Here is a 19,279-nt window from a genome sequence, read left to right on the forward strand (position 1 = left end):
AGATATAAAAGGCGTGGGAGCAAAGCTTCCACGCTTTTCTTTGGAAGGTTATGATCAGGGGCAAATTCTACATAAGGACGATCGCACCATGCCCCATCGATTTCCCTGGTGGCGTCTTTCTTTGCTCAGTATTGGTGGAAGTCTTCTGTTTGGCGTAGGCCTGCCTGTGGTGCTGGAGGAGGTTTTGGGCGATCGCACCGGATCAACAGTCCAACAAAACTGCCAAGCCGCCTCATCCACTGATTTCCTTGTCGCGGGTGGTGGCGGTGCGCCCAGCTATAACGAAATTGCTCTGGAAAAGAACGTTCTCTACTTTCAGCGAACGCTGCAGGCAATGGGTTTCAATCCAAGTGCGGCAGAGGTTTACTTCGCCAACGGAACGAACGGGCAGGCCACCATCCGCTACATGGATGAGCAGGGGCAGATACAGTTTAAAGTGCCCGACATCCCTAATTTGACCGGCGCTTCCACCTTTAACAATCTACGCAGTTGGGTGGCAGAGAGAGCCGAAGCAGGAAGCACACGTCCCATTTTTTTCTACTTCACTGGGCATGGTCTGCGTAACGAACAGGACCTTAACAACAACGCCATTGCCCTCTGGGGTAATCAGCAGGTTTCTGTTCAACAGTTAGCTCAGGTGTTCGACACCCTCCCACCAGAAACACCCGTCGTTGCGATGATGGCCCAGTGTTATTCGGGTTCCTTCGCCAACTTAATGTACGAAGGTGGCAAACCCTTTAACCGGGTAGCCTCTCAAAACCGCTGTGGCTTCTTCGCCACAATTCGTACCCTCCCCTCAGTCGGTTGTACCCCTGAGGTAAACGAGGCAGACTATGAAGATTACAGCTCCAGCTTCTTCGCAGGCTTGAGCGGCATCAGTCGTACTGGAGAACGGGTGTCCTCTGCTGATTACAACCGCGATGGACATGTCGTGTATGCAGAGGCCCATGCCTTCGCTAAGGTAGACGAAGAGACAACGGATTTACCCATATCCACATCAGAGGTGTGGTTGCAGGAACAGGCAGCGATCGCCACTCAGGACGCAATCCTCAATCAACCCATGCAAGCCACTCTGGAAACAGCCCGTCCTGAACAGCGTTACGTGGTGGAAGCCCTGGCCCAATCCTTTGGTTTTGATCTCAATCGCTCGTTTATAGAAAATCAAACTGATCTTCAGAGCCGAGTGGCAATGGGAGAAGTTCCACTCACGTACTTGGAGCGGATACGAATGGAGTTGATCAATATTGGAATGGAGGCCCAGGTTCGAACGTCAGGGGATGAGGAGGCGATCGCCATCCTGGACCGATTATTGAATTGCGAGAATGGCTACTGGCAATAACGTTTTGAATTGTGGAAAACTGAGCCGATTAATAGATTGACCCCCAACCCAAAGTCTTGATTTTGTCGCTGTAAAGAAGCAGCAAAATCAGGGCTTTGGGTTCGCTTTTTTGACACAGTGCCAGACTTGAATATATAGCTGTAGCCATTTTCGTTAGGGTAAAAAGAGTAGGATGGTGCGTTTTACTCTAAACCAGATATCTCAAGTTTTTTGCTGTTTGTTGAGGGCATTGTAAGCAACAAGTGCAATGATAATCAGCGCAAAAGAGAACAGGGTCGTGAGAGTCCCGAGCGCATACAAAGCGGGGGAAGTCACGTTAGTCGTCATCCCGAAAATCTCTAGCGGCAGGGTACTATTTTGCCCAGAGATTAGAGATGTACGGGTGAACTCGTCATAGGACAGCGTAAACGCCAGGATGCCAATACCCAAAAGACTTGGGGCAATCAGCGGGAAAATTACATCCCAGAATGTGACTACATCTCCAGCTCCCAGGTCACGGGCAGCTTCCTCATAGGAAGGATTGAAGCGGTTGAAAATGCCCAGCACGATAAGAAAAGCAAAGGGAACCGTCCAGGTAAGATGCGCCCCTAGCCCCGAGGAAAACCAGTTGGTTTCCAACTTTAAAATTTGGAAAACAATACCAATACCCAGAGAAATAAGGATGCTTGGCACAATCAGACTGGCAATGGTGAGATAAAACAGCACACCAGAGCCTTTGAAGCGGCTGCGGAATGCCAAACCTGCCATAACACTGACAATCAAGGACAGCAGGGTAACCACTAAACCGAGGGCAAGCGATCGCCAGAACGCCTCCACAAAGTTTCCCACCCGTTGTTCCTGAAACACTTGCAACAACCAGTAGGTGGGGCTAAACCCGCGCATCGGGAAGGTCAAACCGCCCTCTGGCCCCTGAAAGCTGAGGATGAAAATGGAGATCATCGGGCCGTAGAGAAACAGCACAAAGAGCCCAAAGAAGGCGGCTAAAAGATAGAAGGTGAGCGATCGCTTTCTCATATCAGCACCGTTGCGATTACAGTTCTTTTCGAATATTGACAACGCGCAGAATTGCTAGCACCAGTGTCAAAGTAACCAGCAACAAAATGACAGCATTCGCCGCAGCCAGGGGATACTGAATACTGCCAATTTGAGTTTGAATCAGCTTTCCAACCGAGGCTGACTGACCACCTCCCATCAGACGAACGGTGACGAATTCACCCATAATGATGGTGACCAGAAAGATCGACCCGATCGCAATACCGGGAGCCGACAGCGGCAGAATCACCTCTTTGAAAATTTGGAAACCTGATGCCCCCATATCTTCAGCGGCAGTAATCAGGTTTCGATCAATTCGCATCAAGCTATTGAAGATGGGCGCAATCATGAAAAAGTTATAGAGATGCACCATCCCCAAGACAATGGCGAAATCAGAAAATAGCAACCATTCAAGGGGTTGATTGATCAAACCAATATGAATCAAAAAGCTATTGATTAACCCCTCTTTACCTAATAGGGGAATCCAGGAAATCATCCGAATAATGTTGGACGTCCAGAATGGAACTGTACATATCAAGAAAAGGATGATTTGTAGCCGCTTATCTTCCACATAAAATGCCAGGAAGTAAGCAACTAGATAACCAATGACCAAGCAAAAAGACCAAACCAGGAATACATACTTAAATGTATTCAGATAGGTTCTGAGCGTGACATCAGATGTAAAAATGGCGCGGTAATTATCCAGCGTAAACCCTGGCACCATAGCAAACCCGTTGAATTGCCAAAAGCTGACAACCACAATTCCCAGGATTGGAAATACCAGGAATAGCAGGAAAACAAGGGTTTGAGGAATCGCCAGGCCGTAAATTTGAAGTGTTTTAACGGTTCTATCCATGGGCCTTCAGGGAAGATGGCAGGAGATTAATTCTTAAATAAAGGCATGAGAAAAAGTTAGTGGTTCGTGCACAACAGGCACGAACCACTAACTCCTCAAATTAGGATGCGATGAATTCGTTCCACTTCTGCACGAGATAGGTGTTCTCTTGCATAGTGGAGTTCCAGCAGACGATGTTGCCAAAGCGCTCCTTAAAGGAACCACCATCCCGGATAGCACCCTGCTTCTCCAGAGTCTTGCCGAAGGGATCGACCATGTCCTCAGAAGCGGCCTTCCCTTCGTACCAGAAATCCCACTCGGCCTGAGACATGTACTTCTTAGCGGTTTCAGGAGCGGCACTATAGTAACCCTGGCGACCGAGGAATGCACCTACCCAGCCTTCCAACATCCAGTTGATATACTCGTATGCCGCATCCAGCGCAACACCTGAGAGGTTCTTGGAAAGGCCAATGCCACCACCCCAACCACGATAGCCCTCTTTTAGCGGAGCATATACGCATTGAATGTTCTTTGATTTCACCGCTGTTACCGCGGGCGACCACATGGACTGCAACACCACTTCGCCAGAAGACATCAGGTTTACTGACTCATCAAAGGTCTTCCAGAAAGCGCGGAACTGTCCATTGCGCTTCTGTTCTTTGAGAATGTCCGTAATCTTGTCAATTTCCTCGCGGGTCATGTTGCCCTTGTCGCCAAAAGTCATCAGGCCTGAGGCTTCAGCCACCATAGCAGCGTCCATAATGCCAATCTGAGGAATATCCAGGATGGCAGTTTTGCCCTTGAATTCAGAATTGAACAGCTCAGCCCAGGACTCAATCTTGCGACCCACTAGATCAGGACGATAGCCCAGGGTATCCGCGTTGTACTGGAATGGGATCAGCGTTGCAAAGTTCGTGGGGGTGGGGGAAAACTCCGAGGAGGTTGCATCCTTCACGTACATCACCTTAAAAGGAGCTGTACCCTGGGATTTTTCCACAGGCATCCCATCAAACTTACCGCTGGTGAAGAAGGGAACAATTTTATCGAAATTGGTAATCTTGCTCACGTCGATAGGCTGGAGATTACCCGAGGGTACGACCAGCGGCAAGCTGAAATATTCCCCGTCAAAGATGTCGTATTGGCCCGGTTGAGTGATAGCGATCTGGTTGTTTTCCTCGGTACTCAGCGCCCGCATATCCAGCTTAAAGCCGAGGTCTTTCTGGGCTTTGTCGCGGATTTCGTTGATCTGCGATACCCCAGTTCCGATAAAGCGGAGGGTTACGTCTTTGATCTGATTGGTATTGACCTCGGGGCCGGGAGCCGGGTTGTTGGGAGTACCACTGGGAGCTTCACTACGGGCACAGCGAGTCGCTGCGATCGCCGCTCCAGCCGCTAAACCCGTGCGAATCACCTGACGACGAGAAATTTTGGCCATAGTTATCCTGAAGTTTTAGAAAAATGTAAAGTTTGAACGAGGTTAAGAGTTTCAACCTTCCGAAAAATTGGCGATCGCAACTCGGTTCAAGACCGCATGGATGGCCAAGAGATAGTCACCGACAAAGCCACATTCGCCCGGACTAATGGGCCAGGAAGATACAATCTTCTGGGCTCCAGGCTAATGTGACCAACTGCCCTTCTCGGGCTGGATTCGCCATCCAGTCATGGCTGCGAACCTTATAGGTGATTTCTTCTGCTGTTGCTTCAGTGAGCAACGTGACGCGAGTGATATATCCGGTGAACTCCACCGAAATCACGCGCGCGGGGAATTGGTTAAGGGCATCGGGATCTTCGGGAGGGTAGGGAAGGAGGGTGAGGCGATCGCTCCGCACACAGCAGGCAGCCGTCATCCCCTCAGAAGCTCCTTCTCCCTGACACAGGAATGTCCCCAATTGGTCCACTTCCAGTTTCACCGGCCCACTGGGACCAGCGACACCCGCCACTTTGCCGACGAAGATATTGTTATCACCTACAAACCGAGCGACAAAGCGAGACGATGGCTTGGCAAAAATTTCACCTGGAGTCCCTATCTGATCAATTCGTCCGTGATCCATCACAACAATTTGATCTGAGAGGGCAAAGGCTTCATCCTGGCCATGGGTGACCTGAATAAAGGTCATGCCAAATTGTTTCTGAAGCCGACGCAGTTCGCTACGAGTTTTAACCCGAAGGTTTTCGTCTAAAGCGCTCAGGGGTTCATCCAGCATCAACACAGCCGGGCGGGTGACCAACGCACGGGCAAGGGCAACGCGCTGTTGCTGACCACCGCTCAGCATGGCAGGTTTGCGATCGACAAAGCGATTGAGGCCGACAATTTCGACCACTTCACTAACGCGGCGATCGCGCTCCGCCTTAGGAATACCCTTCATCCGCAAGCCAAACTCAATATTCTGCCAAACAGTTTTATGGGGAAACAGGGCATAGTTTTGAAACATCATCGCCGTATTCCGGCGGGTAGGTGGCAGATCATTAATCCGCGTGCTACCAATATAGATGTCTCCGCTGGTAATCGTTTCGTGGCCTGCAATCATCCGTAGCGTCGTGGTTTTACCACATCCGCTTGGCCCCAACAAGCAACAGTAAGAACCAGCCGGAATATCCAGGTCAATATCCTGAACTGCAACAAAGTTGTTGCCATAGGTCTTGCTAACATTTCGCAATGACACCCCGGCAGAATGGGATGCCAATTCTTGCTGCAAACTGTGATCGGACGGTGATTCTGCTGGCACTAGAAGGGGCAAAGTATCGGAGGATTGAGCCATAGCTTTGTCCTGGAGAATAAATCCTAATTAGGCAAAAAAACTTATGAGCTGGCCAGAGTTGCGTTAACCATTGGTTTTGCTTTCGGTTTGCATAAGGCACTTTGCTTAGTGACTACTACAAACGATTACCAGAGAAGAGACTGTATCCCAAATAACTTTTTTGTCGAGAAGAGGGAGAGGGATCAAAGGAACAGGAAAGTGGAGGGACAAGAGGAAAGTGGGAGAAGGTTGGTATTATCCCTATTCGCTTACCAATTACCCATTCCCTTTTTGCCTCAGTACATCTCATCCAACCTTAAGAAGGTTTGTAACAGGACGTTTGCGCCTTGAATACATTGCTCAGGTGGCGTGTATTCTCGACCTGAGTGGCTCAGGCCTTGCTGACTGGGAACAAAAATCATGCCCATGTCAGTGATACGGCCCATTTCCATAGCATCGTGGCCGGCTCGGCTGGGCATGGAAATACTGCTCAGGTGCAAGTCTTCGCAAACGGCTGCGATCGTAGCTTGAATGCGATCGGTGGCAGGAGATGGGGGGACAAACAGAATAAGTTCGGTGGAGATGGTGGTGTCGGTGGCTGTGGCGATCGCCCGCAATTCCGCCTCCAATCGTGCTTGCATGGCATCCATACAGCCCTGGGAGAGGTCGCGAATATCCACCGTCAATTCCACTTGACCCGGCACAATGTTGGCAGCATTGGGGGCGACGGTCAGATAACCAACCGTTGCGACCGGATCACCCGGCATTACCAGAGCAATGTCACGCACGGCCAATACCACCTGAGCGGCAGCAACCAGGGCATCCTGGCGCATATCCATCGGGGTGGTGCCCGCATGATTAGCTTGACCCAAAATGGTAATTTTGCTGCGGCGCATGCCAACAATGCCCTGCACGACACCGATCTCTTTCCCAGCACGCTCTAGCACGGCCCCTTGCTCAACGTGAAGTTCAACAAAGGCGGCGATGCGATCGCGCCCACGCTTTGCCGTTTTAATTGCCTCCCAATTCCCGCCAATTGCCTCCAGGCAGTCAGTGATGTTCAGCCCATCTCGTAACTTGAGATCGGCTGGAGATTCGGGCACCAGCCCCGCCATACTACGGGCACCGACCATACTACTCTCCTCATCGGTGAAGACAATCACCTCAAGAGGGTGCTTCAGCCGCACCTGATTATCCTGCAAGGTCTTGACCACTTCGATGCCAGCCAGTACACCCAGCACGCCATCATAAGCTCCGCCCGACGGCACGGTGTCAATATGAGAACCCGTGGCCAGAGCCGGAACCCCATCCAATAACCCCGCATAGGTTCCAATCAAGTTACCAGCCGCGTCGGTACGAACGGTCAGACCCGCTTCCATCATCCATTGCTGCACGAGATAGCGAGCCTGCAAGTCCTCCTGGGTGAAGGCCAGACGACAAATATCCCCATTGGGTTGTCGCCCTACTTTCGCCAGGCGATTGATCCAGCCCATCAGGCGATCGCCATTCACCCCCAACCGCGAAAGCACAGCCATACAGCACCCCTTATGAGAGTAGAAATTACAATGTGGCTTTCCAAAGCAGTTCAGCAGCAGAAAACCTCACCGAATTGTATACTGTATACAATTTCCCCAAAAGAAATAGGGTAACAAGTAATACCATTCGGGAAATTCTTTGGCCTCTGCACTCAGGAAGGCCGGAAATTACTCTACAGTCTAATTCATTTGATTTTGTCAGGAAGGACTACACCATGACCGAGACTCGCCGTGTTTTTATCTGTGGTTCAGCGCTGCGGGGGCAACCCGACCACCAGAATTTAGGGGAAGCCAAATTCATTGCAGAGGCCAAAACACAACCACTTTATCGGCTGCATTCTGTACAAAATGGTTGGCATCCCGGAATTTATGAAGTTGAAGAAGGCGGCATTTCTATTCCCGGTGAAGTGTATGAAATGACGATTGAACAGTTTGATTACCTGGCTACCAACGAGCCCCCCCACATGTATCCGGTAGAAGTACCTCTGCAAGACGGTGGAGTTGCCACAGCCTTTCTCTACCCTCGTGAGAAAGTGGAAGAATATGGGTGGGAAGATATTTCTAATTACGGTGGTTGGGTTGCTTACAAGCAGTCCGTCACTGCAACCGCTTAATTCAACTTTGGGTTCATTTCTCGTGCATTTAGTGCATGAAAAATCACTCGTTTCAAACGAGTTCTTAAGATATACAGCTGTAGCCATTTTCGTTAGGACAAAAAGAGTGAGGCGGCGCAATGCGCCGCCTCACTCTTTTTGTCCTATGTCTCAGCAGGAATGATAATTGAGAATCTAAATCATTCCTGGCGCATTTTCATTTGAGAGGCAATAAAGGGATGCCGAGGAGCCAGCAAGAAACCTACGACACTGGCAAAAAGAATCGGAGCAAAGGTGCTAAATCCAGTTAACTTAGCAAGTAATAATGTGGTGCTAATGGGTGTTCGAGTTACGGTTGCGTTGAGGGCCGCCATAATGCAAATCATCGCCAAAGATTCGTCTAACCCAGCATTCAGCATAATCATAGCCTTGCCGAGGCAAGCACCAATAAAGAAGAGTGGAATAATAATTCCTCCACGCCATCCTCCCGCTACAGTAATACTGATAGCAAGCATCTTGGCAACAATTAACCCAAACAAAAACGGTAATTGAAAGTTACCATCGATCACCTGTTCTAATTGATGCTCTCCAAAGAAGCGAGTCAGGGGAAATAAATTGGCCAAAATTCCAAGCCCCAAGCCTGCCAGGGTTGTTCGCACATAAATTGCTTTTAAGGATTCAAACTGTCGAGTACAGAAACGAAAAATTAGAATAAATAGCCAGCCAGCGATCGCCCCCACAATACCGAATGCGATCGCTGCCACAAAGTCATTCACGCTATTAATGCTGTATTGGGGAAAGTGCCAGGTTGGCCCAAGCCCCAGTTGAGTAATTGCCACAAAAACGACATAGCTTGCACAGCTTGCGATAATAGCTGGCAAGATAGCTTCGTAATATTCAACAACATGCTGATGGTGAAGAATTTCTAGTGCAAAAAAAGCTCCTCCTAAAGGAGCTCCAAAGAGCACCGTAAACCCTGATGCCATTCCGGCAATACTCAAGGTTCGTAGGGCATCTCCACTAACACGATAGCGATCGGCTAACCAGGTTCCCATCGAACCTGTTACCTGCACCATCGGTGCTTCAGGTCCGGCACTTCCGCCACTTGCAATACTAATCAAAGACGACAAAATCATAGAGGGATTTTCCCTCATAGATAAGCGCCCTTCGTTGAGGTGAATATTGTCAATAATTAAGCCAATTTCCCCAGGATTTCCTAATTTATGAATGACCAGGCCAATCAGTAATCCAGCCAGAGGCATTACAAATAGTAGAGAAATTCCACTAACTTGTTCAAAACCTTGAATAAGATGAGACAAAACAATCCAATAAATTGAGGCAAATAGACCGCAAACAATTCCTAGTGAAGTCCAAAGCAAGACAGTGCGAGTGAACGTAAATGGATTTTGGTTCTGGCTCATTGTTTGTGACTACTCGATAATTCCGTAGGCTTTGAAATGACAAATTACAGGAGATCTCTGCTAAATACTAAGTGCTTGGCAGGTCCAAGAAAGGGTTATCCCTCTATGCATTACATAGAACAAATTAATGCTTCAAAGATTCCTTTACTAAATTCCCAAACAGTATATCTGGAGCAGAGTGATTTACAGCCCTAACCCTTCATAGATTTGTATAACTTGATACGGTTCCTTGCCTATATAACCTTAGGAGGAGGATTAATCAATTCTGCCCCGAAGCACAGGCCCAACGTTAGAACCGCCTGGTATGGTGGGATAGCGACTTGGGCGAGCACATCCAACTGGGTGTGCGATCGCAGAGAGTACAGGGATGAACAACTTCCCGCTGTAATTTTCCTCAGGAAATCTTTTCATGGTTGTTTCTTCCCCTCGCCTTCCCTTGTGGGCAACGGCAGTAACTCGTCCGGCGGGTGAATTTCCATTGACACCCCTGACCCTATTAGAAGGTTCTATCCCAGAAGATTTGCATGGCACCCTCTACCGCAATGGCCCGGCCCGATTGGAACGGGGCAGCCAACGGATGGGTCACTGGTTTGATGGCGACGGAGCGATTCTAGCGGTTCACATTGGCGAAGGACAGGCAACGGCGACTTATCGCTACGTCCAAACGGCAGGGTATCAAGCTGAGGCCAAAGCCGATCGCCTCATTTTTGGCAACTACGGAACGATCCCATCCGGTCCCATCTGGACCAGCTTTGGCAAACCACCCAAAAATGTGGCGAACACTTCCGTCATGGTCGTGGAAGGTGAAACTGAAGCTGGCAACAGCGATCGCCTCCTGGCTCTCTGGGAAGCTGGGGAACCCCATGCCCTGACATTGGATACCCTGATAACCCAGGGAATCAGTCCCTTGGAAGGGCTGAAATCCAAACCCTACTCCGCCCATCCCAAGCGTGATCCCCAGACGGGCGAAATCTACAATTTTGGAGTGAGCTTCGGGAAAGAGGCAACGCTGAATCTGTATCGAAGCGATCGCCACGGTCGCCTCTTGTGCCAAAATACCTTCCTGCTTCAGGGCATTCCTTTAATTCATGATTTTGTGCTGGCAGGCCCCTACCTGGTGTTTGCCATCCCTCCCGTCCGTATCCAAATCCTGCCCCTGCTTCTCAATCTCAAAAGTGCCAGCGATGCTATGTACTGGAAACCAGAACAGGGTACCGAAATTCTCATCTTTGACCGAGAAACCCTACAACTCATCAGTCGGGCTGAGGCAGAACCCTGGTATCAGTGGCACTTTGGCAATGGGCTGATTGATGCTGATGGCTCAATTGGCTTAACCATGGTGAGGTACTCCGATTTCAAGACCAATGCGTATCTGCAGGAAGTAGCTCAGGGCCAGGTCCAGACGCGCGCACAAGGAAGCTTCTGGCAAATACGCATCAATCCCCAGTCAGGCCAGGTTATTGGGGCGGAACCTCTGGTTGAAGCGGACTGCGAGTTTCCTACCATACCTCTACATTACGTTGGGGAAGCGACCCCCTACACTTACCTGTGCGTTCATCGCCCCGGCGATATGGAACGGGGAGAATTGTTTGGAACTATCGCCCGCTACCACCATCCCAGTGAAACCCTTACCATTGCCGATGCTGGCTTAGGGCGTTACCCATCTGAGCCCCTGTTTGCCCCAGGCTCTGACGATCCGGAGTGCGGTTGGGTTTTAACGGTTGTTTACGATGGCAACCTGGATCGCAGTGAGGTTTGGGTCTATGAGAGCGATCGCCTTCAAGAGGGCCCCTGCTGCCGCCTCGCTCTCCCTGGCGTCATTCCCCACAGTTTTCATGGCACCTGGAAAAGCCGATAATTAGATCAGGTGGATTGTACAGTCACTGGTTGCTGTTCCCCTCTCGTTCCTATGCCCGCTGGCAAAGCTTATCTAATTGGTGCTGGTCCTGGCCGGATTGATTACCTCACGCTACGGGGATATCACCTGCTTCAGCAGGCTGATGTCGTGCTCTACGACGCCCTGGTTGATCCGGCAATGCTGGATGTTGTCCCCAAGACCTGCACTTCTATCAGCGTCGGTAAGCGGGGTGGTCAACCCAGCTTGACTCAATCCGAGATTGATGATCTCCTCGTACAGCATTGCCAGCAAGGTCATCAGGTTGTACGCCTGAAAAGCGGCGATCCCTTCGTATTTGGTCGTAGCACATCCGAAATTCAGGCACTTACCCGTGCAGGCATTGCCGTTGAAGTCGTCCCAGGATTGTCATCCGCACTAGCAGGCCCACTACTGGCCGGAATCCCCTTGACCGATCCTGTGATGAGCCGATGCTTTGCCGTGCTCAGCGCTCACGAACCGGAAGCCTTGGATTGGAGTAGCTTGGTTGGGATTGAAACCCTGGTCATGCTTATGGGGGCACGGCATGTGGCAAATATTGTGGAGCGGCTGATCGCAGCAGGGCGATCGCCACACACTCCCATCGCCATCATTCGCTGGGCCGGACATCCAGATCAACAAGTTTGGGCCGGAACTCTACAAACCATTGTTCAGCAGGTAGCCCGCCAATCTCTCTCTCCAGCGGTTTTGGTCATCGGAGAAGTGGTGGGTCTACGTCCATACCTTCAGGGAAATCCCCCCACCCCGTATAATCATCCTGAAACATCTCCTCCTCTGACCGTGTCTGAAACGTCAACCCTCCCCCTTCCCCTAACGGGGCACACGGTGCTGATCACTCGCTCAGCGGGACAGTCCAGCCAGTTTGCCAAGTTGCTACAAGCTCAGGGAGCAACCGTACTAGAAATGCCTGCTATCGAGGTGGGTCCGCCTTCTAGCTGGAATGCTTTGGACGGGGCGATCGCTCAGCTCTCCCAATTCCAATGGCTAATTCTGACATCCACGAACGGTGTTGATTACTTCTTCCAACGGTTAACCGCTCAGGGAAAGGATGCTCGTGCCCTGGCGGAAGTCAAAATTGCCGTTGTTGGGAAGAAAACTGCTCAACAGCTTAAAGGTTATGGCCTTCAGGCTGATTTCATACCACCCGATTTTGTGGCCGATGCCCTGGTAGAACACTTTCCTGAACCTCTCAAGGAGCTTCAGATCCTCTTTCCTCGCGTTGAAACTGGGGGCCGGGATGTGTTGGTGCAGGAATTCACTCAAGCAGGTGCTCGAGTTACAGAAGTAGCCGCTTATCAATCAGGGTGTACGCAGACATTAACAGTGGATATTCAGCAAGCTCTTGAAGCACAGCACATCCAGGCGATTACGTTCGCCAGTTCTAAAACGGTGCAATGCTTCCATCAGTTATTAAAACAGCATGGGCTTGATGTCGATCCATTATTAGCCTCCGTGTGCATTGCCTCCATTGGCCCCCAAACCTCAGATGCCTGCCGCCGATGGCTGGGGCGGGTGGACATAGAAGCCACAGAATACACTCTAGAAGGACTCACAACGACACTGGCGCAATGGGCATCCTCATCAGATCCGATTACGGAATAGGCATCCCCGACAGCATGGCAACGCAGGGTCAGGCCAACCGTCCATCCCAACGAGTTATCGGGCTCACGGGCGGTATCGGCATGGGCAAAACAACAATTTCAAATTACCTGGCCACAGCCTACCAACTGCCCATTTTGGATGCAGACATTTATGCACGAGACGCCGTTGCCCCAGGCTCAGCTTTAGTACAGGAAATTGGAGAGCGCTACGGTTCCAACGTATTGCTGCCAAACGGGGATCTGAACCGGGTGCGACTTGGTGAAATTGTTTTCAGCTGTCAGACAGAACTGCATTGGCTAGAGAAACGAATTCATCCCTATGTGCGCGATCGCATCCAATCCGAACTCAGTGGCCTTGATCCCATTACCTATCCCACCGTCGTTCTGGTTATTCCACTTCTATTCGAGGCCCGCATGACAGATCTGGTAACAGAGATTTGGGTGGTGCAGTGTGAGCGATCGCGCCAAATCAACCGTCTCCAAGAACGCGACACCAGCGGCCTCCTGACCTTAGAACAAATTCACGATCGCATCAACAGCCAAATGCCCATTGAAGAAAAACTCCGACGGGCAGATATTATTATCGACAACAACTCAACTCTAGAAGCTTTGTTCCACAACATTGACCAGGCCATTCACATCGAAATTTCAAGTCATAAGAACCCCTAGAAGGTTGTATTGTCTTTAAGCTGGCACGCAGAAAGAACCACTTCATACCCCTTCCTGCACATACACAGTAATCGTTTGCAATCTGTCCAAATAAAAAGCGCGACCTAATGGGTCGCGCTTTTTTGATTTGAAACTATCGCAGATTGAACAACTTACACCGTCAACGTACGGCGCTTAGTTACCAGGCGGTAAACATTAATAATGTCACCTTCCTTCCAATCTCTGAAGTCATCGGAGCCGATACCGCACTCATATCCAGCTGCCACTTCCTTCACATCATCCCGCATCCGCTTAAGCGAATCGAGATTACCTTCGTGAACAATGGAGCCATTACGAGACACGCGCATCCGGGTGTTCCGAATGATCTTGCCAGACTGTACGTAACATCCAGCCACCGTACCCTTGCCAACGGGGAATACCGCTCGCACTTCTACCTGACCCAGAGGCTCTTCCACCAGTTCGGGATCTAGCAGACCTTCCATGGCCCCCTGCACATCCTCTAACAACTTGTAGATGATGTTGTAATCCCGCACATCCACCCCTGCATCATCGGCTGCCTTACGGGCACCGCTTGCAAAGGTTGTGTTGAACCCGATGATGACTGCGTTACTAGCCGCCGCCAGATCCACGTCAGTTTCAGTGATTTCGCCCGGTGCTGCCAGTAGTACACGAATCTGCACTTCCTTCTGAGGCAGCTGCTGCAAGGAAGCCAGAATCGCTTCCACCGAACCTTGCACATCGCCCTTCAGCACCAAGTTGAGTTCCTTCAGTTCCCCTTCCTGCGCTTGAGCAGATAGGGTGCTGAGGCTCACACGGCGAGAGGCCATAGCCTGTTGCAGACGAGACTGACGTTGCTGATCTGTGCGCTGATCGGCGAGTGACCGGGCTTCTTTCTCATCCCGATACACATCGAACTCGTCACCAGCGGCAGGTACATCGCTCAGACCCAACACTTCCACCGCAAAGGATGGGAGAGCTTCCTTCACGCGCTTGCCCCGGTCATCGACCATGGCTCGCACACGGCCCAAGACAGAACCTGCAACCAGCACGTCACCGACCCGCAGCGTACCGTTTTGTACGAGCAGTGTTGCAACAGGACCTTTCGCCTTATCAAGGTTGGCTTCAATCACCGTACCCTTGGCTGGGCGATCGGGGTTAGCTTGGAGGTCTTCTACCTCAGTTACCAGTAGTAACATCTCCAGGAGGGTGTCCAGGTTATCGCCTGTGAGTGCACTGACCGGCACCATAATGGTGTCGCCGCCCCACTCTTCAGGCACAAGGCCGTACTCCATCAGCTCTTGCTTCACCCGATCGGGGTTGGCCTGTTCCTTATCAACCTTGTTGATAGCAACGACGATAGGAACTTCTGCTGCCTTGGCGTGACTGATAGCCTCAATTGTTTGAGGACGTACCCCGTCATCAGCCGCTACAACCAGCACCGCTACGTCGGTCACTCGGGCACCCCGAGCACGCATGGCGGTAAAGGCTTCGTGACCCGGCGTATCCAGGAAGACAACCTGCTCTTCCCGGCCATTGTGCTCCACATCAACGTGGTAGGCGCCAATGTGCTGGGTAATACCGCCAGCCTCGCCTTGAGCCACTTTGGTCTTCCGGATGGAATCCAGCAGGGTGGTTTTCCCGTGGTCTACGTGGCCCATGATGGTTACCACTGGGGGACGACGATGGAGGTTTTCCATGTCGGCTGCATCCAGCATTTCGGTAACTTTCTTCGCCTCTGCCTCACCCACAGCTGCGTCCACAAGAACGCTAAATTCTTCAGCAACTGCAGTGGCTGTAGGCACGTCCAGCATCTGATTAACGGTGGTCATGATGCCTTTCATGAACAGGGCTTTGATGATTTCGGTTTCCGGAACCACCAATTGTTCTGCCAGTTCTGCCACCGTTACACCACCTGTAAGCGTGATGACTTCCGGACGTTCTTGAACATCTTGCTCACGGCGATCGCGACGATGACTCCGCCCATCCGAAGAGGAGGATTTCTTCTTCGGAGCAGCAATCGCAGCAGGCTTAGCCGCAGGTTTACTGCTCTTAGGCTTGGGTGGGCGGGCCAAGGACATCCGTACCATTGCGGCATTAGCGTCCTCTTCACTCTGGCCGTCCAGAGTATCATCCAACTCAATGTCTTCGTCAATTTCAACTTGCGATCGCCGCTTCCCTTTGGCAGCAGGTTTCGCAACCCGAGCGGCTTCCCGCTCTTCTTCATCCTCATCCCGACGACGGCCGCCACGCTTGATGGATTTTGAAGGCGTGGGACGATCAGGGCGTTTCAGCTCTAAATCTGCAACATCAGCAACTGGGACCGTACCTGCTGTAGCAGATCCATCAGCGGCAACCCGATCAGCGGGACGCACAGGCTTATTCCGCAGTTCGATGACGGGCTTATCACGACGAACTGGAGGAGTGGCCTCAGGCCGACCACCATTATTGCCATTCTCATCGGATTGCCCCCGCTTCACAACCACCATAGGTCGCTTCGGCGGCGCAGACGTATCATCATCCATAGCAGGTTGCTGTCGCAACTGGCTAGGCTTCTTCAACACAGGCCGACCAACCCCTGATGTAGCGACAGGAGGTGCTGCAGGTGTAGGGGCAGGGGAAGGTTCCGGAGCCCGAACAGAAGGCTTAACAGGCGGCCCAATTAGCGAAGGAGCCTTAGGCTCAGGAACAGGGGCCGATGGCACTGGGGCCACGGGTTCTTGAAGTGCCGCAACCTCCTCTTGAGGAGGAGCCTCTAAAACTGGCGCCTCTTCTGGCTCGATAGCCACTTCTTCTTCGTTAGGCCGTGCGGGACGCTTCGTCAACACAGGCCGCGGAACGGGTTGCGTAGGAGTTGCCGCAACAGGTGCAGGTGCAAATGCAGGCTCGGGGCTCACACTTGCAACCGGCTCAGGAGATGATGGCGGCACCGGAACAGCCGGGCGCTTAGGCGGCTCGGCGGATGGAGGTTGACGACGGATCTCTAGAATTTGTTGTTTCTTCTTAATTGGTGGTTGAGGCTTATCCTTACGTGGCAAAGGCGTAGAAGAAGGGGTGCTAGAGCGGGTCGCAACGGAGTGCTGAACCCCCTTCTCGGCAGCCGAACGGATACGAGCAGCCTCCGCTTCGGAGATAGTGCTGCTATGGCTTTTAACTGGAATGTTCAATTGTTCGCAGACGTCCAAAATTTCTCGGTTATCTAGATTCAATTCTTTGGAAAGTTCGTAAATTCTCACTTTGCCGTTGTTCATCCACTCTCCCCTCGTTGCACCGACCCATTGTTACATAGCCCCTACTCCCTGGAATAGGATTACATCTTCATCATTCCACACCTGGGTGACGCCCTTGAGTCATCTATCGAATGTTTTTCGATTCGTTTCTAATCCAATGACGTGGTGGTGTGATTCGTTTTACATCCTAACGAAGAAACGCTTAGTCGGGAAACAAAAGGTTGAAATATCTACCCTGTAGCGATCGCTTAACTATCAATCGACAGGTTTTGTCCGACCAAGGCTTCGAATTCATGAAGCGCAGGTTAGCGGTTTAAGTCGTTCATCAGTGTCACAGCGCCTCCCTGCGAAAGCTTGGTCTGGTCGTGCTCTGCCTCAGAGAGGCGTTGCCAAAGCATTTGATAGGTTTCTGGCGATACTGGAACTTTTAGCGATCGCCCTAAAGCGTTCTTCTTTTGCGCGACTCGCAGACAGGCCTCATTTGGGCAGAGATAGGCTGAACGCCCAGTCCCTTCGCCTAGCTGCACAGAGCGTGATGGAAAAACACGCACCACACGCCAGAGGTAGCGTTTATGAGCTACTTGGCGACAGCCAACACACCGTCTATAATCCCGTTCCATAGTACCTACCTACACCAGCTTAACGTGAAAGCCGGAGGTTGTGGAGGATTTCCGTATTTTTTTCGGTTTTTGTAATTTTCCCAACTTCCAATTTCTCCCACTTCAGATAGGAAAATTTTAGCCTTTAGATTTTAGAAGCCTAGTACGCTGAGGCGGAAATCCATCACCTATGTTTTTGTGTGGGGTGCTTCGCACCCCACACAAAAACATAGGTTGCAAACTTAAGCCGCAGCCTACTAGTGTAAAGGTACGGGGCTAAATTACAGCTCAGGCTCTTCCAGCATTATTGATCAACAAACAGGATGGCCTGAATTACTAGAGCCTGCTTTGATCGTTGTTTTCGTGCGCGAAGCGCACGAAAACAACGCCTTCAGCAAGCTTAAAACGCGCCCTAACCGTGATTAAGCGTTGGCGTCGGGTCGTTGTAGAGCACTGGCACTAGCAACCCCGAACCCGTCGGCATTCACTTCATTCTCATCGGTGTAGGCGATCGCCTCTTCTGCCTCTTCGGGAGCTACATCGTCCTCATCTTCGTAGTCCTCGTCTTCATAGGCATCTTCTAACGCACGGGCAGCTTGCTCGGCCTTCCGTTGCTCAGCCAGCTCAGCCATTTTGCGGCTTTCGGCTTCAAAGTCGTATTTCGCAGAATCCTTGATGTCGATCTTCCAGCCCGTCAAACGAGCTGCCAGACGCACGTTTTGGCCTTCCTTACCGATCGCTAAACTAAGCTGGTCATCTGGAACCAGGACGTGAGCCTGCATTTCTTCAGGATTCACTAGAATAACTTGCTCTACCCGCGCAGGACTGAGGGCATTAGCAATGTAGGTCGCAGGGTCGGGAGACCAACGAATTACGTCAATTTTCTCACCCCGCAGTTCGTTAACCACAGCCTGAATACGAGAACCCCGAGCTCCAATACACGCTCCTACGGGATCCACATCCCGTTCAAAGGTATCTACAGCAATTTTGGTACGAGGCCCAACGGAGCGTGACGGAGGATTGGCTTCCCGCGCGACGGCCACAATCCGTACGATTTCCTCCTCGATTTCCGGCACCTCATTGGCGAATAAATCAACCACCAAACCGGCATCCGTACGCGACACAAGCAACTGCGGTCCCCGGTGGGCACCTTCAGAAACTCGCTTCAGAAAAACTTTGAAGGTGGCATTCGCGCGATAATTATCGTTGGGAAGTTGATCTCGCTTGAGCAATTCAGCTTCCACTTCCGGTTGGCCAAAACCACTGCTGACGGCCATGATGACAGACTGGCGCTCAAATCGCAGCACCCGAGCTGACAGAACGCTATTTTCTAGCTCCTGAAACTCTTCCTGCACCAGTTTACGCTGCTGATCCCGCAGCTTCTGAGCGAGCACCTGCTTCGTCTGGATAGCAGCCATCCGACCAAAGTCGCTCTGGTCTGGCGTGACATCGAGCACAACCGTATCACCCAATTGAGCTTCGGGAGCTACTTCCTGTACTTCATTCAGAGCAATTTCGTGGTCAGGGTTAGAAACTGTTTCAACAATGGCTTTGGTTGCCAGAATACGGAAGCCCTCTTCTTCGATATCGAGCTCGACCTCAAAGTTATCGAAATATTCTTCATCAAAAATCTGGCTATCGGGGCGGTTGGTGCGGCGATACCGCTCATAGCCTTTCAGGAGGGCTTCCCGTAACGCCGCATGAACGGCTGTTTTCGGCAGATTGCGCTCGCGACTGATACTGTCGATCATGTCTTGAAGGCCGGCTAGCGTAAACATTGACATAGATAGGGAAAA

14 protein-coding genes are annotated in these 19,279 nt (G+C 51.2%); 5 read left to right on the forward strand and 9 right to left on the reverse strand.

The features are described 5' to 3' along the window. The first annotated feature begins 88 nt into the window (after nucleotides 1-88). Nucleotides 89-1,339 carry a Caspase domain-containing protein gene (locus NDI52_RS15455; RefSeq protein WP_190774582.1) on the forward strand — a complete coding sequence of 417 codons (1,251 nt, stop codon included), beginning with the start codon at nucleotides 89-91 and terminating at the stop codon, nucleotides 1,337-1,339. Between the two features lie 201 nt (nucleotides 1,340-1,540). On the opposite strand, the gene NDI52_RS15460 is transcribed toward NDI52_RS15455, so the two are convergent. From NDI52_RS15460 to NDI52_RS15480, 5 genes are all read right to left on the reverse strand, one after another. Next, nucleotides 1,541-2,353, reverse strand: coding sequence for an ABC transporter permease (locus tag NDI52_RS15460; protein WP_190774581.1), 813 nt, complete (start codon nucleotides 2,351-2,353; stop codon nucleotides 1,541-1,543). Nucleotides 2,354-2,369: 16 nt separating this feature from the next. After that, nucleotides 2,370-3,227 carry an ABC transporter permease gene (locus NDI52_RS15465; protein ID WP_190774580.1) on the reverse strand — a complete coding sequence of 286 codons (858 nt, stop codon included), beginning with the start codon at nucleotides 3,225-3,227 and terminating at the stop codon, nucleotides 2,370-2,372. Nucleotides 3,228-3,327: 100 nt separating this feature from the next. After that, entirely contained in the window at nucleotides 3,328-4,641 is a 1,314-nt protein-coding gene (locus tag NDI52_RS15470) for an extracellular solute-binding protein (protein ID WP_190774579.1), read from the reverse strand. A 142-nt stretch (nucleotides 4,642-4,783) separates the two neighbouring features. Continuing rightward, a complete protein-coding gene (locus NDI52_RS15475) occupies nucleotides 4,784-5,965 on the reverse strand; it encodes an ABC transporter ATP-binding protein (protein WP_190774578.1) in 1,182 nt (393 codons plus the stop codon). A gap of 275 nt (nucleotides 5,966-6,240) precedes the next feature. Further along, on the reverse strand, nucleotides 6,241-7,479 hold the full coding sequence (locus tag NDI52_RS15480; protein WP_190774577.1) for a Zn-dependent hydrolase: 1,239 nt from the start codon (nucleotides 7,477-7,479) through the stop codon (nucleotides 6,241-6,243). Between the two features lie 215 nt (nucleotides 7,480-7,694). On the opposite strand from NDI52_RS15480, the gene NDI52_RS15485 reads away from it, so the two are divergent. Continuing rightward, complete coding sequence (locus NDI52_RS15485) at nucleotides 7,695-8,093, forward strand: gamma-glutamylcyclotransferase (RefSeq protein WP_190774576.1); 399 nt, start codon at nucleotides 7,695-7,697, stop codon at nucleotides 8,091-8,093. 179 nt (nucleotides 8,094-8,272) lie between these two features. On the opposite strand, the gene NDI52_RS15490 is transcribed toward NDI52_RS15485, so the two are convergent. Continuing rightward, entirely contained in the window at nucleotides 8,273-9,493 is a 1,221-nt protein-coding gene (locus NDI52_RS15490; RefSeq protein WP_190774575.1) for a chloride channel protein, read from the reverse strand. Between the two features lie 409 nt (nucleotides 9,494-9,902). Between NDI52_RS15490 and NDI52_RS15495 the strand changes: the two genes are divergently transcribed. Genes NDI52_RS15495 through coaE form a run of 3 tightly spaced genes read left to right on the forward strand, consistent with a single transcriptional unit; the run spans nucleotide 9,903 to nucleotide 13,657 of the window. Beyond that, nucleotides 9,903-11,351 carry a carotenoid oxygenase family protein gene (locus NDI52_RS15495; protein ID WP_190774574.1) on the forward strand — a complete coding sequence of 483 codons (1,449 nt, stop codon included), beginning with the start codon at nucleotides 9,903-9,905 and terminating at the stop codon, nucleotides 11,349-11,351. A 51-nt stretch (nucleotides 11,352-11,402) separates the two neighbouring features. Then, on the forward strand, nucleotides 11,403-12,989 hold the full coding sequence (gene cobA / locus NDI52_RS15500; protein ID WP_190774573.1) for a uroporphyrinogen-III C-methyltransferase: 1,587 nt from the start codon (nucleotides 11,403-11,405) through the stop codon (nucleotides 12,987-12,989). A gap of 14 nt (nucleotides 12,990-13,003) precedes the next feature. Continuing rightward, a complete protein-coding gene (coaE, locus tag NDI52_RS15505) occupies nucleotides 13,004-13,657 on the forward strand; it encodes a dephospho-CoA kinase (protein ID WP_190774572.1) in 654 nt (217 codons plus the stop codon). Nucleotides 13,658-13,809: 152 nt separating this feature from the next. Here coaE and infB read toward each other — a convergent pair whose 3' ends face one another. From infB to nusA, 3 genes are all read right to left on the reverse strand, one after another. After that, nucleotides 13,810-16,905, reverse strand: coding sequence for a translation initiation factor IF-2 (gene infB, locus NDI52_RS15510; RefSeq protein ID WP_190774571.1), 3,096 nt, complete (start codon nucleotides 16,903-16,905; stop codon nucleotides 13,810-13,812). Nucleotides 16,906-17,189: 284 nt separating this feature from the next. Further along, nucleotides 17,190-17,504, reverse strand: coding sequence for a YlxR family protein (locus NDI52_RS15515; protein ID WP_190774570.1), 315 nt, complete (start codon nucleotides 17,502-17,504; stop codon nucleotides 17,190-17,192). Nucleotides 17,505-17,905: 401 nt separating this feature from the next. Beyond that, nucleotides 17,906-19,267, reverse strand: coding sequence for a transcription termination factor NusA (gene nusA / locus NDI52_RS15520; protein ID WP_190774569.1), 1,362 nt, complete (start codon nucleotides 19,265-19,267; stop codon nucleotides 17,906-17,908). Between the last annotated feature and the right edge of the window lie 12 nt (nucleotides 19,268-19,279).

The organism is Leptolyngbya sp. PL-A3 (assembly GCF_039962325.1).
GTDB lineage: Bacteria > Cyanobacteriota > Cyanobacteriia > Elainellales > Elainellaceae > Vacuolonema.

Coding starts and splice junctions, on each gene's coding strand:
- NDI52_RS15455 (WP_190774582.1), top strand. CDS start 89: ATGCCCCATCGATTTCCCTGGTGGCGTCTTTCTTTGCTCAGTATTGGT.
- NDI52_RS15460 (WP_190774581.1), bottom strand. CDS start 2,353: ATGAGAAAGCGATCGCTCACCTTCTATCTTTTAGCCGCCTTCTTTGGG.
- NDI52_RS15465 (WP_190774580.1), bottom strand. CDS start 3,227: ATGGATAGAACCGTTAAAACACTTCAAATTTACGGCCTGGCGATTCCT.
- NDI52_RS15470 (WP_190774579.1), bottom strand. CDS start 4,641: ATGGCCAAAATTTCTCGTCGTCAGGTGATTCGCACGGGTTTAGCGGCT.
- NDI52_RS15475 (WP_190774578.1), bottom strand. CDS start 5,965: ATGGCTCAATCCTCCGATACTTTGCCCCTTCTAGTGCCAGCAGAATCA.
- NDI52_RS15480 (WP_190774577.1), bottom strand. CDS start 7,479: ATGGCTGTGCTTTCGCGGTTGGGGGTGAATGGCGATCGCCTGATGGGC.
- NDI52_RS15485 (WP_190774576.1), top strand. CDS start 7,695: ATGACCGAGACTCGCCGTGTTTTTATCTGTGGTTCAGCGCTGCGGGGG.
- NDI52_RS15490 (WP_190774575.1), bottom strand. CDS start 9,493: ATGAGCCAGAACCAAAATCCATTTACGTTCACTCGCACTGTCTTGCTT.
- NDI52_RS15495 (WP_190774574.1), top strand. CDS start 9,903: ATGGTTGTTTCTTCCCCTCGCCTTCCCTTGTGGGCAACGGCAGTAACT.
- cobA (WP_190774573.1), top strand. CDS start 11,403: ATGCCCGCTGGCAAAGCTTATCTAATTGGTGCTGGTCCTGGCCGGATT.
- coaE (WP_190774572.1), top strand. CDS start 13,004: ATGGCAACGCAGGGTCAGGCCAACCGTCCATCCCAACGAGTTATCGGG.
- infB (WP_190774571.1), bottom strand. CDS start 16,905: ATGAACAACGGCAAAGTGAGAATTTACGAACTTTCCAAAGAATTGAAT.
- NDI52_RS15515 (WP_190774570.1), bottom strand. CDS start 17,504: ATGGAACGGGATTATAGACGGTGTGTTGGCTGTCGCCAAGTAGCTCAT.
- nusA (WP_190774569.1), bottom strand. CDS start 19,267: ATGTCAATGTTTACGCTAGCCGGCCTTCAAGACATGATCGACAGTATC.